The following is a 15,005-nucleotide window of genomic DNA, read 5'->3' as shown; positions in this document are numbered from 1 at the left end:
CCGCCAATACACCCATGCAACCGGCTTAATTACGGTCTCCAAAAAACTCCCAAGAAAATAGCTACAAGAAATGATGGTTTTTCAGGATTCACCGCACCGGCTACCCCTCTGCGCACTGGGCTTATGAAGCTGATTCGGGGGCGGGTCGATGATCGTGATTGTTGATGAGCGCGAGCTCGTAACGGAAGGTTACAGCTCGCTTTTCGATCGCGAAGGCGTCGCCACCGCGGGCTTCGCGCCATGCGAATTCGGCGAGTGGGTGAGCTCCGCCGCCGACACCGACCTGAGATCGGTCAGGGCCTTTCTCATCGGCGACTGTCGCGAGGGTTCCGTCTCCCCACGCCAGATCCGCGACCGCACCGGCGCCCCGGTCATCGCGCTCTCCGAACAGCACTCGCTGGAACATACGCTGCGGCTTTTCGAAAGCGGCGTCGACGACGTCGTCCGCAAGCCTGTCCACATCCGCGAAATTCTTGCCCGCATCACCGCCATCCGCCGCCGCGCCCACGAAGAGGCTGCCTACACCGAGATCGGTTCGATGCGCATCTTCATGGACGGCCGCGATCCGGAGATCGACGGCGAGCCGCTGCCGTTGCCGCGCCGCGAGCGGCGCATCTTGGAATATCTGGCCAGCAACCGCGGTCGGCGGGTCACCAAGACGCAGGTTTTCAACGCCATCTACGGCATCTTCGACGAAGAGGTCGAGGAGAACGTGGTGGAGAGTCACATCAGCAAGCTGCGCAAGAAGCTGCGCGAGAAGCTCGGCCAGGATCCGATCGATTCCAAGCGCTTCCTCGGCTACCGGCTGGTGTTTTGATGTCGGCCACCGGCATTGCCCGCGCCAGCCTCGCGCAAGAAAACTGGCATAGCTTTAAGGCCTCTCACGTAGGCACCGAGGAGATGTATCGATGAGCCTCTACGGAATGATGCGGACCGGCGTCTCCGGCATGAACGCGCAGGCCAACCGGCTGTCGGCGGTGGCCGACAACATCGCCAACTCCGACACCACCGGTTACAAGCGCTCCTCGGCCGAATTCTCGACGCTGGTCATGCCGGGCACCGGCGGCGCCTACAATTCCGGCGGCGTGACGACCACGATCCGCTCCGCCATCAGTTCGCAGGGCGTGCTCCAGTACACCACTTCGGTGTCCGACCTCGCCGTCAACGGCGACGGCTTCTTCGTCGTGCAGAATGCGAGCGGCACGCCCTATCTCACCCGCGCCGGCTCATTCGTTCCGGACGCCCAGGGCAGACTGGTCAATGCCGCCGGCTACCAGTTGATGGCCTACAGCTACGCCAACGGCACCCCAGCCGCGACCGCGAACGGCTTCGAGGGTCTTGTTCCGGTGCAGATCTCCGATCAGGCGATGACCGCGACGCCGAGCACGCAGGGCAGCTTCACCGGCAATCTTCCCGCCGGTGCGACGCCGCCCTCCGGCGCTCTGCCTTCCAGCAACAGCGCAACGGCTGAGTACACTTCGAAGTCCTCGCTGGTTGCCTATGACAATCTCGGCAACAAGGTGCTGGTCGACGTCTATTTCACCAACACCGGTCCCGGCACCTGGGAGGTCGCTGCCTTCGACCAGTCGAAGGCAACCCCCGGCACTTCCTTCCCCTACACCGGCGGCTCGCTGGGCACCGCCAACCTCACCTTCGACACGACGACCGGCAAGCTCACCGGCTCGACCACGGGTCTCACGTTCACGGTGCCGAATGGCTCGTCCCTCAACCTCGATCTCTCCAAGCTGACGCAGCTCGGCACCGGCTTCACGGTGACCGACGCCAAGGTCAACGGCAATGCGCCGAGCACGATCGACAAGATCCAGATCGGCCAGGACGGCGTCATCTACGCGCAGTACGCGGATGGCAGCACCAAGGCGCTGTATAAGATACCGCTGGCGGACGTTCAGAGCCCCGACAATCTGACCGCGATGCCCGGCAATGTCTTTGTCCAGAGCGCCGATTCCGGCGCCGTTCATATCGGCTTTGCCAACGAGGGCAGGCTTGGCTCCATCGTATCGGGCGCGCTCGAGAATTCCAACGTCGATATCGCCGAGGAACTGACCAACATGATCGCGGCGCAGCGCAGCTACACCGCGAATTCGAAGGTCTTCCAGACAGGTTCCGACCTGATGGATGTCCTAGTCAACCTGAAGAGATAAACGACGGGCGCCGGCCCGTGAAAGATCCGCATGTCGCTTTCTTCCGCATTGAGCATCGCCCAGTCGGCGCTTCTGGCTACATCCAAGCAAACCAGCGTCGTGTCGCGCAATGTGGCCGACGCATCGAACCCCGACTATTCCCGCCGCGTCGCCGTAGTCACCAGCACGGCGCCGGGCGCTCGATCGGTGGAAATACAGCGTGCCGCCAATGACCTTCTGTTCCGCCAGAACCTGTCGGCTCTGTCGGCGTGGAGCGGCCAGAGCGCGCTGTACAGCGGCATGGACCAGCTCCAGCTCGCGGTCAACGGCGTCGACAATGCCTCGTCTCCGTCGACCGCCATCGCCAACCTACAGCAGGCGCTTCAGCTCTACGCGACGACGCCGTCGAACCAGAATCTCGGCACCAGCGTCATCGACGCGGCCAAGCAGGTGGTGAGCTCGCTTAACAGCGGAACGCAGGCGATACAGGATTTCCGCACCCAGACCGACGGCCAGATCGCCACGGCGGTCAGCGACCTGAATTCACTGCTCAGCCAGTTCCAGGACGCCAACAAGGCCGTCATCACCGGCACACGCTCGGGCACCGACGTATCGGACGCGCTCGACCAGCGCGACGCGCTCCTGAAGAAGATCGGCGAATATGTCCCGGTCTCCACCTTCACGCGTGGCGACAACGACATGGTCATCACCACCAAGGACGGCACGACGCTGTTCGAGACGGTGCCAAGGTCGGTGACCTTCACGGCCTCGGCTGGCTATACGGCCGGCACCCCCGGCAACAAGATCTACATCGACAACGTGCCGCTCTCCGGCACCTCCGACAACACGACCGCCGACGGCAAGCTGGCCGGCCTCCTGAAGCTGCGCGACGGCGTTGCCACGACCATGCAGAGCCAGCTCGACGAAATCGCGCGCGGACTGGTCACGGCATTCGCCGAAACCTCGTCGTCGCAGCCCAACGCGGCCGGCCTGTTCACCTGGTCCGGCGCGCCGGCCATTCCGGCAGCGGGCACGCTCGTCAACGGCCTCGCTGGGACGATCAAGATCAACGCCGCCTTCGATCCGAGCGCCGGCGGCAATCCGTCGCTGTTGCGCGACGGCGGCGCCAACGGCGCGGCCTATGTCGCCAACACCACCGGCGGCGCATCCTATTCGAACCTTCTCATCGGCTACGGCAACAAGCTGGATCAGCCGATGGCCTTCGATACGTCGGCCGGCATCACCGTGACATCCGGCGTCTCCGACTACGCCGCGAACGCCATCGGCTGGTTCGAGGGCGTGCGCCAACAGGCATCGACAAATGCCGACGCCAAGCAAGCGCTAGCGCAGCGCACCGCGGAGGCATTGTCGAATGACACCGGCGTGAACGTCGACCAGGAGATGTCCTTGATGCTCGATCTTGAGCACACCTATCAGGCTTCGGCGCGCATGATGAAGACCGTCAGCGACATGCTGGACGCCCTCTTGAGCGCGGTGGGTCCATGAAAGCGACAGGCGTTTCCTCGGCCGCATTAACCAACGCGATGCGCTACCAGCAGATGCGCATGCAGACCGATCTCGTCAACGCGACGAAGGAATCCCAAACCGGCAAGGTGGCCGATGTCGGGCTGGCGCTCGGCGGCCGCACCACCCAGGCCGTCACCTTCCAGCGCGATCTCGACCGGCTGAACGGCATCATCGATTCCAACTCGCTGGTCGCGGCGCGCCTGACCTCGACGCAGGATTCGCTCGGCCAGTTGTCCGACGTCGCGCAGAGCTTCCTTTCGGCGCTGACCAGCGCCGTCTCAGGCGACTCCTCCAGCAGCGTCACGCAGACGGCCGGCTCCACCGCGCTGCAACAGATGACGTCGATCCTCAACACCAGCGTCAACGGCGAGTATCTTTTCGCCGGCACCAACACCGACGTCAAACCGATCAGCGACTTCACCGCAGCCGGCTCGCCGGCCAAGGCCGCGTTCGACGCTGCCTTCACAAGCTATTTCGGCTTCCCGCAGACCGATCCGGCGGCGCAGAACATCACCTCCGCCCAGATGGACGACTTCATCACCACCAAGGTCGAGCCGCAATTCCTCGGGTCCGGCTGGCAGGCTAACTGGTCGAGCGCCACCGACCAGCAGATCACCAGCCGCATCGCATTGAACGAGACGACGCAGACCTCGGTCAGCGCCAACGAGCAGGGCATCCGCAAGCTCGCCATGGCCGCCGCCATGGTCAGCACGCTCTTCACCGGCAACATCAGCGCTGCTGGGCAGAACACGATCGTCAGTCGCGCGCAGAAGCTGGTCGGCGAAGCGATCGGCGGCATCGTTCAGGTGCAGTCCGAGGCCGGCCTCGCCCAGAAGCGCGTCTCAGACGCCAGCGATCGCATGAAGACGCAGGTCGACCTGTTTGAGAAACATATCATCGATCTCGAGGGCGTCGATCCTGCCGCCGCCGCAACCCGCGTTGCCGACCTCACGCAGCATATCGAAACGTCCTTCGCCTTGACCGCGCGACTGCAGCAGCTCAGCCTGCTGAACTACCTGACCTGACAACATAAACCGGAACGCCAGAGCTCCGACGATGTACCAATTCTCCTACGCCGACATACAGACCGACTCGGTTGCCGACGCCAAGGACCGGGAGCGACAGTTGCTCTCACGCTCGATCGACATGCTGTCCGCGGCCGCCGCCGTCGGACACGACTCGATGGAGGCGGTCGAAGCGCTGCACTTCACCAACCGCATCTGGACGACCTTCGTCGAGGATCTCGGCTCCAGCGACAACGCCCTGCCGAAAGAGCTGCGCGCCAACCTGATATCCATCGGCCTCTGGCTGCTGCGCGAAACGGAAGATATCCGGCAGGGCCGGACCAGCAACTTCGAAGGATTGATCGAGGTCTCCCAGATCATCCGAGACGGCATCCAATGACCAACACGCTGAAGATCTCGCTGAAGCCGAACGAGAAGATCTACATCAACGGCGCCGTCATCCGCGTCGACCGCAAGGTCACCATCGAACTGATGAACGACGTCCAGTTCCTGCTCGAAAGCCATGTCATCCAGGCCGAGCAGGCTTCGACGCCGCTCAGGCAGCTCTATTTCATCGTGCAGATCATGCTGATGAACCCGTCCAGCGCCTCGGAAGCGCGCGACATGTTCCGCCGCTCGCTGCCGATGCTGATCGCGAGCTTCGACAACCAGGAAATCTGCAACGCCTTGAAGCAGATCGACCGCATGGTCGGCGAGGATCACATCTACGAGGCGCTGAAGGCGATCCGCGCGCTTTATCCGCTCGAGCGCCAGGCGCTCAACGGCAATGACGACATTCCGGAAGCGCCGCGCGCGCTGGCTGTAGGAGCATAGAGCGATGGCCGTGGACATGACGACGACGATACCGGTGGGCGCCAACTCGAGCACCACGGCGACTTCGAAGACGGCGGTCGACTACCAGTCGTTCCTGAAGCTGCTGATCGCCGAGATGAAGAACCAGGATCCGACCAAACCGATGGACTCCACGCAGTATGTCGCGCAGCTTGCGACGTTCTCGCAGGTCGAGCAGTCGGTCCAGACGAACACCAAGCTCGACCAGATCATGCAGTCCTCGGCCCTGTCCCAGGCCGATGCGCTGATCGGCCGCTCGATCACCTCGGCCGACGGCAAGACCACCGGCACGGTGGCCTCGGTGACGCTCTCCAGCAACGGCCTGATCGCGGTGCTGCAGGACGGCACGCAGGTTCCGGTCGGCGCGGGCGTGTCGATCAAGCCGGCCAGCTAAGCCGGTTTCCGCCAGGGGTGCGCCAGCATGAATGAGGCCGACGCCCTCGATATCGTGCAATACGCCGTCTGGACGGTGCTCACCGCCTCCGCTCCGGTTGTGTTGGTGGCGATGGTGGTCGGCATCGGCATCGCGCTGATCCAGGCGCTCACCCAGATCCAGGAAATCACGCTCACCTTCGTCCCGAAGATCGTCGCCATCATGCTGGTCGTGGCATTGACCGGACCATTCATCGGCGGCCAGATCGCGGCCTTCACCAACGTCATCTTCGAACGGATCGAGCACGGCTTCTGACAAGCGCTCGTCGCCGCTCCGAGCCGCTTCGGCCCGGGCTGGAAGACGGCTTGCGGCCAGGTTTGTTGCAGCTAGATTGTCGGCTACGCCCGCGTCAGCGGGACACCGAATTTCAGGCGATCTCCGAGAAGCGATGGATCAGGCAAAAGCGGTCGTCGAGCCATGTGCGGAATAGCCGGCGTCTGGCGCAAGCGCGATCCGATCGGTGCCGTCGATCTCAAGGACGTCGCCCGCATGATGCAGGCGCTGGCGCATCGCGGCCCTGACGACCACGGCAATTGGTACAATGCCAGGCTGGCGCTCGGTCACCGCCGGCTCACCATCATCGACCCCTCCCCCGCCGCGCGTGAGCCGATGCTGACGACGGATGGCGAGGGTATCCTCTGCTACAATGGCGAGGTCTACAATTATCGTGCGCTGCGCGAGACGCTCGAGGCGGAAGGCCTGAGGTTTCGTTCAGTTTCCGACACGGAGGTGGTGCTTCAGGCCCTGCACCACTGGGGTCCCGACAAGGCGGTTCCGCTGTTCGACGGCATGTTCTCGCTTGCCTATTTCGATGCCCGCGCCAGCGCCGTGTGGCTTGCCCGCGACAGGCTGGGCATCAAGCCGATGTCCGTCGCCGAGACCGGCGAACGAATACTCTTCGCCTCCGAGGACAAGGCGATCCTCGCCTGCCATGATTTTCCGCGCGGCGCCGACGCACGCGAGCTTACCCTGCGGCTTGCCTGGCAGAGCCGCGATTCGAGCTACAGCGTCTTTGACGGGATCGAGCGCCTGCCTCCCGCCGGTCTCTGGAAAATCACCGGGGCCGGCATCGAGAAGCGCCGCTTCTGGCATGTCCTGGACGTGCTGGAGACCTCTCGCATCCTCGGCGACAGCGGCTCCGACGCCGAGCATATGGCCACGCTCGAGACTCTGCTCGAGCAGAGCGTCGAGCTGCATTGCATCGCCGACACCAGCCTGGCGACGGCCTGCAGTGGCGGCGTCGATTCCGGCCTGATCACCGCGCTCGCCGGGCGCTACAGGCCGGAGATGCACGGCTATGTCGTCGACCCGAAGCTTGGCCGCAGCGAGGCCGAGAGCGCCGAACGGACCGGCCGCCAGGTCGGCGTCAGCCTGCGCCGCGTGCCTGTGGACAGGGATCGGTTTCTCGAACTGTGGCCGCGCGCGGTCTGGCATCTCGAAAGCGACGGCTGGCACGCCAGCGTGGTCGGCTTGCTGGCGCTCGCCGATCAATGCCACGCCGACGGCATCAAGGTCCTGCTCACCGGCGAGGGAGCCGACGAACTCTTCGGCGGTTACAAGTGGCAGGCCTCGACGATCCGGCTCTGGCGTCTGTCGTGGCTGCAGCTGCTGTTTCGCTCCAAGGCCGGACGGGAACAGAAATTCCAGCGGCTCCGCCGCGCGCCGTTCCGCAATTCTATCGGCCGCGACGCGCCTTGGGACCGCAACGTCGCGTTGCGGGCACTGTCGCCGGAACTGAACTTCCTGCAGACCAAGCTGTTCGACCGGCTCGACGGCGTGAGCCCGGCCGCCGATCGCGCTTTCCTGGCAGCCTGCTTCTACGACCTCTATTCGCACCTTCAGGATCTCCTGCATCGGCATGACCGCCTGAGCATGGCAGCCTCCGTCGAGCTCAGGGTGCCGTTCCTCGAGAACCGGCTCATCGATTTCGCCATGCATCTTCCGAGGCGGCATAAATACCGACACAAGACGAGCAAATGGCTGTTGAAGAAGGTGGCCGAGCGCCATCTGCCGCGCGAGAACGTCCATGCGCCGAAGAACGGTTTCGAGATGTCCGACGCCTTTTCAGCCGGAACCGAGGGCCTGCTGCGCGGCGGTTACCTGCGCGACGCCATGAAATGGTCGGCATCCGAATTGGACGACCTCATCGACATGGCCAGAAGCCAGGAGCCGTCGAGGCTGCGCCTGGTCGGCATGGAGATGCTGCTCCGGCTTTACGTCGGCGGCGACACGACAGGCAGGCTCAGCGAGGCGCTGCTTGCCGAAAGCAGGGACGCCAAATGACCAAAGTTTGGTCCAGACCGGCAAGATGCTTGGTTTAAAGCTTCGCCGACGCATTTTCGCCTTTGCCTTCCTGTTCTTGGACCGCGATCCTTCGTGAGTCGCCAGCCTGGCACCGGCATGGCTTCGGGCGTACGCAAGGCAATGTTGAAGGCGGGACTGCGACCATGAACGACGACGAGCCGGAAAGCGAACGCGCCTCGGCTCTGGCGCCGTTCCGGCACGGCATTTTCCGCGCCGTCTGGTCGGCCAGCCTGGTCTCGAATTTCGGCGGCCTTATCCAAGGCGTCGGCGCCGCCTGGATGATGACCACGATCGCCACATCTCCCTACCAGGTGGCGCTGGTCCAGGCCTCGACCACCTTGCCGATCATGCTGTTCGCGCTGGTCGCCGGCGCCATCGCCGACAGCTTCAATCGCCGCAAGGTGATGCTGGTGGCGCAGACCTTCATGCTCGTCGTCTCGGCGCTGCTGACCGTCTTCACCTGGAAAGGCTGGATGACGCCGTGGACCCTGCTGGCCTTCACCTTCCTGATCGACAGCGGCACGGCGCTCAACAGTCCCGCCTGGCAGGCGTCCGTCGGCGACATGGTGCCGCGCGCCAAGGTGCCGGCAGCGGTGGCGCTCAACTCGCTGGGCTTCAACATCACCCGCAGCGTCGGCCCGGCCATCGGCGGTGTCATCGTCGCTGCTGCGGGCGCGGCGGCGGCCTTCGCCGCCAATGCGGTCAGCTATATCGGCCTGATCGTCGTGCTCGCCCGCTGGAAGCCGGCCGTGCCCGAGCAGACGCTGCCGCGCGAGTCGCTCGGCGCCGCCATGGGAGCAGGCTTGCGCTATGTCGCCATGTCGCCCAACATCGCCAAGGTGCTGGTGCGCGGTTCGGCTTTCGGCTTCAGCGCCGGCGCGGTGTTGGCGCTGCTGCCGCTGGTGGCGCGCGATGTCGTCAAGGGCGACGCCTTGACCTACGGCATCATGCTCGGCGCCTTCGGCATCGGCGCGGTCGGCGGCGCGCTGATCAGCGTCAGGCTGCGGCAGCTGCTCTCCAGCGAGACGATGGTGCGCATGGCCTTCACGGGCTTCGCGCTCTGCGCCCTCAACGCCGCCGTCAGCCACAATGCCTGGCAGACCTCCGCCGGCCTGCTCATCGGCGGCGCCTGCTGGGTGATCGCGCTGTCGCATTTCAACGTCACGGTGCAGATGTCGACACCGCGCTGGGTGGTCGGTCGCGTGCTGTCGGTCTACCAGACGGCGACCTTCGGCGGCATCGCCCTGGGCAGCTGGATCTGGGGCGTCGTCGCCGACGCGCATGGCGCCGAAACCGCGCTGATCGCGGCAGCGATCGCGATGCTCGCCGGCGGCGCCATCGGCTTCTTCCTTCCGCTGCCGCAGCAGAAGACGCTCAACCTCGATCCGCTCAACCGTTTCAAGGAGCCGATGCTGGCGCTCAACCTCAAGCCGCGCAGCGGCCCGATCGCCATCATGATCGAATACATCATCCGCGAGGACGACGTGCCGGAATTCCTCGCCACCATGGCCGAGCGCGGCCGCATCCGCCGCCGCGACGGCGCCCGCAACTGGACGCTCGCGCGGGATCTCGAAAATCCATCCGTGTGGATCGAGCACTACCATACGCCGACCTGGGTCGAGTATATCCGCCACAACCGGCGCGCCACCCACGCCGACGCTGTTGTCGGCGAACGCATTCGTGCGCTGCACAGCGGCGAAAACCCGCCGCGCGTGCGCCGCATGATCGAGCGGCCGACCACCGCCGGCACGGCCATCGTCTCACCCAAGGGACCGATAGATCATTGACGGGTGTCGCCCAAGGGCGACACCCCTCGAAGCGGGAGCGGCGGGTCAATCCGCCGACTGGATCATGTAGAGCTTGCGCGTCCTCTCGCGGATTAGCCACTCGCCCTTCCAGCCTCGCGGCAGGACGAGCAGATCACCCGGCCCCAGTTCGCGCATCTCGCCGTCGGCGCGGCTCACCTCGACCCGACCCGAAATGATGTGGCAGATCTCCGACGAGTCCGAACGATCGGCCGTGAAGCGGCCGGGGGTGCACTCCCAGATGCCGATATCGACGGTCCCGTCAGGCGATTGGAAGAGCGAACGCGCCGCCTCGACCTGATCTCCTTCGATGGATGTCGGCTTTGGCGAGAAAGCGCCGATATCGGCCTTGGCGAGGTCGTGGAAAGTCGAAAGATCGATCAAGTCAGACTCCATGGATCAAGGCGCTTCCAAGCAATTTGCCGCTTGGAGATGCGTGAAGGCGAACGGTTGAAGCGGCTCGGCCAACGGCGAACCGCGCTAGTGGCCTGTGATGCTGTCGGCCAACGCCGCGAGCTTCGAGGTGTGCGCAAGTCCCGCCGCCTCGCGCTGGTCGGCGATACGGTAGAGCTGGTACATCGAATGGACGCCGAGCCAGCGGAAGGGCTCCGGCTCCCAGGGCCGGACCCTGCGATTGACCCAGGGCAAGCGCGTAAGGTCGCTGTCCTGGCGGAGGATCAGATCGGCGAGCGTCCGTCCCGAAAGGTTGGAGCTCGATACGCCCAGCCCGACATAGCCGCCCGCCCAGCCGATGCGTGTCTTGGGATCGAGGCCGACCGTCGTGCACCAGTCGCGTGGCACGCCGAGCACCCCGCACCAGGCATGCTCGATGCGGCTTCCGGCCGTCTGCGGCAGAAGCGTCGTCAGGATCGTGTGCAACTGGTCGATCGTGGCCTGCTGCGTCTGCCCGTTGACGTCGGTGCGCGACCCGTAGCGATAGGGCACGCCGCGCCCACCCATGGTGATGCGGCCTTCACGCGTGCGCTGGGCATAGCAATAGGCGTGCGCGGCATTGCCGAGCAACTCATGCCCTTCCCAGCCGATCTCGCGCCACAGCTCGGGCGACAGCGGCTCGGTGACGATCTGCGCGCTGTTCAGCGCTAGCCATGTCCGCTCCTCTCCGGGAATGCCGGCGGTAAACCCTTCCGTGGCGCGGATGATGGTTTCGGCGCGGACGGTGCCTCTGTCCGTCGTCACGCTGCCCTTGGCGATCGCTGTCACCGTCGTCTTCTCGTAGATCGGCACGCCGAGACGCTCGACCGCTGCCGCCAGCCCGCGCACCAGCTTGGCCGGCTGCACCCGCGCTTGGCCATGGATGACGAAGCCGCCCATGGCGTTCTTGATGTTGATGCGCGCGCGTGTCGCCGCTGCGTCGAGCGGCTCGATTCGGTCGGGGTCGGCATCCCAGGAGCGGATCGTCTCGCATTCCTCGCGCACGCGCTCCAGCTGCGCCGGATTGGTCGCGACGGTGAGGTTGTCGACGCGCCGGATATCGGCGTCGATGCCTTCCTCGGTCGCCACCCGGATAACCTCGTCGACGCAGCCGGCCATCGCCTTTTGCATGGCGACGACGGCCTGCCGGTTCGAGGTCTTGAGATACTTTTCGCGCGACCAGCCGAAGCCGCCCGACAACCAGCCGCCGTTGCGGCCCGAAGCGCCGAAGCCGGCGAACTCGCGCTCCAGCAGCACGACGCGAAGCGAGGGCTTTGCCTTCTTCAGATAATATGCGGTCCAGAGCCCGGTATAGCCGGCGCCGACGATCGCGACGTCGGCTTCGATGTCGCCGGGCAAAGGCGGACGCGGCGCGGGAACCGCGCCCAAATCCGCATACCAGAACGAGATATCGCCGTTGCGTTTGACTTGCATGGGAGGGCTTCCGCGAGAGCAATTCCAGGAAAAGTGAGAGGCGGTTTTCCGTCCGGAATTGCGTTAAACAAAGAGTGGATTAGGTAAGCGTCGTGTCGGCCGTGCTGTCGTCGGGAAGCAGTTTGGCGTCGGCGCCGTTGAAGCAAAGCTCGACCTTGTCGCCATGGCCGAAACTCTCGCCGGTCAGGGGCGAGCGCACGATTGCCATGGAGCCGTCGGCGAGCTTCACTTCGTATTTCGACCCGGAGCCCAGATAGATCGCTTCGGCGATCGTCCCGGACAATCGGTTGTTGTCGCCAGTCTGGCCTGGTCTTCGAATGGCAAGTTTTTCTGGCCGCAGCAGCATCACCGGGCTGGCCTCGCCAGTGATGCGCCTTGGAGCCGTCACCGTCTCGCCGGCGACTGTCAGCGCCGTGCTGGTGCCATCGCTCCTCGCCTCGCCGCGCAGCACGGTGGAGTCGCCGATGAAGCGGCCGACGAACAGCGTCGCCGGCTCGTCGTAAAGCTGGCGGCCGGTGCCGACCTGCTCGATCCGCCCGCGATTGAACACGGCGATTCGGTCGGACAGCACAAGCGCTTCCTCCTGGTCGTGGGTGACATAGACGAAGGTGGTGCCGAGCTCGCGGTGGATGCGCTTGATCTCGAGCTGCAGCCATTCGCGCAGCTTCTTGTCCAGCGCGCCGAGCGGCTCGTCCATCAGGAGCAGCGGCGGGTCGAAGACGATAGCGCGCGCCAGCGCCACGCGCTGCTGCTGGCCGCCCGACAATTCACTCGGATAGCGATGCGCGAAATCGCCCATCTTGACCATGTCGAGCGCCTTTGCCACCCGGGCCTGGCGTTCGGCCTTCCCAACGCCGCGCAGCGTCAGCGGATAGGCGACGTTGCGGCCGACGGTCATATGCGGGAACAGGGCGTAGTGCTGGAAGACGACGCCGATGTTGCGCTTGTGCGCCGGTACGCCGACGACGCTTTTTCCTCCGACCAGAAGCTTGCCGTTGGTCACATCGGTGAAGCCGGCGATCACGTTGAGCGTCGTGGTCTTGCCCGAGCCGCTCGGCCCCAGCAGCGTCATGAACTCGCCGGGCTCGATCCTGAGCGAGACGCCGTCCAGCGCCTTGAACGCGCCATAGGCCTTGCTGACGGTTTCGAGGTCGATCGCCGCGCCGCGATTTTCCGGTCTCGGATTCATAGGCGTCCCTTCCGCTCGCGGCCAAGAAGAAGCATGCCGCCACCGATCAGGGCCGTGGTGGCGAACAAAAGGATGGTGCCGACAGCGGCAACCGTCGGATCGGCATCGCGTGTGATCGAGGAGAAGATCTGCACCGGCAATGTCTTGAGATAGGGGTTGGTGATGAAGAGCGACACGACGATCTCATCAAAGGATGTGGCGAAGGCGAACAGCAGCCCGGACAGCATGCCTGGCAGGATCAGCGGCAACGTCACCGTTCGGAACGTGGTGAGCGCGCCGGCGCCGAGACTTGATGCGGCCGTCTCCAGCCTTCTGTCGAACACTTCGAGATTGGCCGAAACCGCGATCAGCACGAAAGGCAGCGCAAGGATGGTATGGGCCAGCACGAAGCCCGTCAGCGTTCCGACGAGCTGGGCGTCGAGATAGACGGCATAGATGCCGATGGCCAGCACGACGCCCGGCACCACCATCGGCGTCAGCATCAGCATCCGCAACAGATTGGCCGGCCGCGCCTTCATGCGGTCGAGCCCGAAGGCGGCGAGCGTGCCGAGCACCGTCGCCAGCACCGCCACGATCGAAGCGACCTTCAGCGAATTCAGGAAACTGGTCGACCATTCCGGGTTGGTGGCGAAGTTCTGATACCACTGCCACGAAAAGCCCTGCGGCGGAAAGGCGAGCGACTTGTTCTCGTTGAACGACATCGGCACGACGACGAGCGTCGGCGCCACCAGCCAGATCGCCACGAGCAGGCAGACAAGGCCGAGAACCACACGTGTGAGCGGCTTCATTTCCATCAGCGTCGCCCCGCTTCCCGATGCCTCGACCGCATCACCGGCGCTGCGAGCGCTAGGAGCAGGAAGGTCGTGACGAGCAGGATCACGCCCATCGCCCCGCCGCGTCCCCATTGCAGCAGACTGAGTACCTGGGTCTGCACCAGTGTAGACAGCATGGTTGAGCGCGGTCCGCCGAGCAGCGCCGGCGTGATGTAGAAGCCCAGCGCCAGGATGAAGACGATGATCGCGCCGGCATAGACGCCCGGCAGCGACAGCGGCAGATAGACCGTGAAGAAGGCGCGGGATGGCCGCGCGCCGAGGCTCCGCGCCGCGCGCACCAGCCTGAGGTCGATCCCCTTCATCACCGAATAGAGCGGCAGGATCATGAAAGGCAGAAGCACCTGCGCCATGCCGATCACCACGCCCGTCTGGGTTCGGATCAGCCGGATGCCATCAAAGCCGACCGCGCGAAGTAGCGAATTGATGACGCCGGAATCCTGCAGCAGGATCACCCAGGACAAGGTTCGCACCACCCCGCTGACCCAGAACGGGATGAGGACGCAAAGCACCAGCACAAGCCGCACGCGCGGCCCGACCGCCGTCATAAGATAGGCGTAAGGATAGGCGCAGATCACACAGACCAGCGTGACCCACGCCGAGATCGTAAAGGTGCGCTGGAGCACAGTGAGGTTGACCGGAGCCCCGAAGAACCACGAATAGTTCTGCAAGCCCCATTGAGGCTCCGACAGGCTGCGCAGCACGATGGTGAGGAGCGGGTAGCCGATCACGGCCACCAGCAGGAGGAGCGCCGGCAGCGTGAGCGCGTACGGCCGCCATGCCCAGCCAGCCCGGTTCGGGACGGACGGAGTCGTCGGTTCGAGCGCGCTCACTGGTCTGTCTCCTGGTCAGCTGTTTAGTTGCCGGCCATCAGCGCCGACCACTTCTCCTGCGCCACCGCGAAGTTCGGGACCCAGAACTTGAAGTTCTGCTTGTAGCCCTGCTTCTGGCGATCAGGCGTGTTGGTCAGGAAGGCGGCGACGGAATCGTCGACCTTGGGCTGGGCTTCGCTGTTGATCGGCGTGTAGGACGTCTTCTCGGTCAGGACCTCCTG

At 64.7% G+C, this 15,005-nt stretch carries 15 protein-coding genes and 1 pseudogene; 10 read left to right on the top strand and 6 right to left on the bottom strand.

Annotated elements, in window-relative coordinates; translation table 11 throughout:
- The first annotated feature begins 148 nt into the window (after positions 1 to 148).
- The 10 genes from Q0L57_RS11750 (at position 149) to Q0L57_RS11705 (ending at position 10,048) form a co-directional block, all read left to right on the top strand.
- The gene (locus Q0L57_RS11750) at positions 149 to 817 is read left to right on the top strand and encodes a response regulator transcription factor (RefSeq protein ID WP_296742798.1); all 669 of its coding nucleotides are present in this window, start codon (positions 149 to 151) and stop codon (positions 815 to 817) included.
- Positions 818 to 908: 91 nt separating this feature from the next.
- Positions 909 to 2,162 (top strand): flagellar hook protein FlgE, encoded by a 1,254-nt coding sequence (locus Q0L57_RS11745; RefSeq protein WP_296742797.1) that lies wholly within the window; start codon positions 909 to 911, stop codon positions 2,160 to 2,162.
- Between the two features lie 30 nt (positions 2,163 to 2,192).
- Entirely contained in the window at positions 2,193 to 3,647 is a 1,455-nt protein-coding gene (gene flgK / locus Q0L57_RS11740; protein ID WP_296742795.1) for a flagellar hook-associated protein FlgK, read from the top strand.
- Entirely contained in the window at positions 3,644 to 4,693 is a 1,050-nt protein-coding gene (locus Q0L57_RS11735) for a flagellar hook-associated family protein (protein ID WP_296742792.1), read from the top strand. The genes flgK and Q0L57_RS11735 overlap by 4 nt, the downstream gene beginning before the upstream one ends.
- Before the next feature lie 31 nt (positions 4,694 to 4,724).
- The gene (gene flaF / locus Q0L57_RS11730; protein ID WP_296742790.1) at positions 4,725 to 5,072 is read left to right on the top strand and encodes a flagellar biosynthesis regulator FlaF; all 348 of its coding nucleotides are present in this window, start codon (positions 4,725 to 4,727) and stop codon (positions 5,070 to 5,072) included.
- On the top strand, positions 5,069 to 5,506 hold the full coding sequence (flbT, locus tag Q0L57_RS11725) for a flagellar biosynthesis repressor FlbT (RefSeq protein ID WP_296742787.1): 438 nt from the start codon (positions 5,069 to 5,071) through the stop codon (positions 5,504 to 5,506). Before flaF ends, flbT begins: the two co-directional genes overlap by 4 nt.
- Before the next feature lie 16 nt (positions 5,507 to 5,522).
- Positions 5,523 to 5,918 (top strand): flagellar hook assembly protein FlgD, encoded by a 396-nt coding sequence (gene flgD / locus Q0L57_RS11720; protein ID WP_296742849.1) that lies wholly within the window; start codon positions 5,523 to 5,525, stop codon positions 5,916 to 5,918.
- Positions 5,919 to 5,945: 27 nt separating this feature from the next.
- A complete protein-coding gene (gene fliQ, locus Q0L57_RS11715; RefSeq protein WP_296742786.1) occupies positions 5,946 to 6,212 on the top strand; it encodes a flagellar biosynthesis protein FliQ in 267 nt (88 codons plus the stop codon).
- A 162-nt stretch (positions 6,213 to 6,374) separates the two neighbouring features.
- Complete coding sequence (asnB, locus tag Q0L57_RS11710; RefSeq protein WP_296742784.1) at positions 6,375 to 8,240, top strand: asparagine synthase (glutamine-hydrolyzing); 1,866 nt, start codon at positions 6,375 to 6,377, stop codon at positions 8,238 to 8,240.
- 164 nt (positions 8,241 to 8,404) lie between these two features.
- The gene (locus tag Q0L57_RS11705) at positions 8,405 to 10,048 is read left to right on the top strand and encodes an MFS transporter (protein WP_296742782.1); all 1,644 of its coding nucleotides are present in this window, start codon (positions 8,405 to 8,407) and stop codon (positions 10,046 to 10,048) included.
- Positions 10,049 to 10,093: 45 nt separating this feature from the next.
- On the opposite strand, the gene Q0L57_RS11700 is transcribed toward Q0L57_RS11705, so the two are convergent.
- The 6 genes and pseudogenes from Q0L57_RS11700 to Q0L57_RS11675 all read right to left on the bottom strand — a co-directional run.
- On the bottom strand, positions 10,094 to 10,462 hold the full coding sequence (locus tag Q0L57_RS11700; protein ID WP_296742778.1) for a cupin domain-containing protein: 369 nt from the start codon (positions 10,460 to 10,462) through the stop codon (positions 10,094 to 10,096).
- 84 nt (positions 10,463 to 10,546) lie between these two features.
- Positions 10,547 to 11,932 (bottom strand): FAD-binding oxidoreductase, encoded by a 1,386-nt coding sequence (locus tag Q0L57_RS11695; protein WP_296742776.1) that lies wholly within the window; start codon positions 11,930 to 11,932, stop codon positions 10,547 to 10,549.
- Between the two features lie 79 nt (positions 11,933 to 12,011).
- Positions 12,012 to 13,121, bottom strand: coding sequence for an ABC transporter ATP-binding protein (locus tag Q0L57_RS11690; RefSeq protein WP_296742774.1), 1,110 nt, complete (start codon positions 13,119 to 13,121; stop codon positions 12,012 to 12,014).
- Positions 13,118 to 13,915, bottom strand: coding sequence for an ABC transporter permease (locus Q0L57_RS11685; RefSeq protein WP_296742772.1), 798 nt, complete (start codon positions 13,913 to 13,915; stop codon positions 13,118 to 13,120). The genes Q0L57_RS11690 and Q0L57_RS11685 overlap by 4 nt, the downstream gene beginning before the upstream one ends.
- Positions 13,915 to 14,784 (bottom strand): ABC transporter permease, encoded by an 870-nt coding sequence (locus Q0L57_RS11680; RefSeq protein ID WP_296742770.1) that lies wholly within the window; start codon positions 14,782 to 14,784, stop codon positions 13,915 to 13,917. Before Q0L57_RS11680 ends, Q0L57_RS11685 begins: the two co-directional genes overlap by 1 nt.
- Positions 14,785 to 14,807: 23 nt before the next feature.
- Positions 14,808 to 15,005 (bottom strand): annotated as a pseudogene (locus Q0L57_RS11675) (ABC transporter); the annotation flags it as partial.

The organism is Mesorhizobium sp. (assembly GCF_024509055.1).
Lineage (GTDB): Bacteria > Pseudomonadota > Alphaproteobacteria > Rhizobiales > Rhizobiaceae > Mesorhizobium.
Note: the sequence above shows the minus strand (reverse complement) of the source record. Positions and strands in the feature narration are given on the sequence as shown.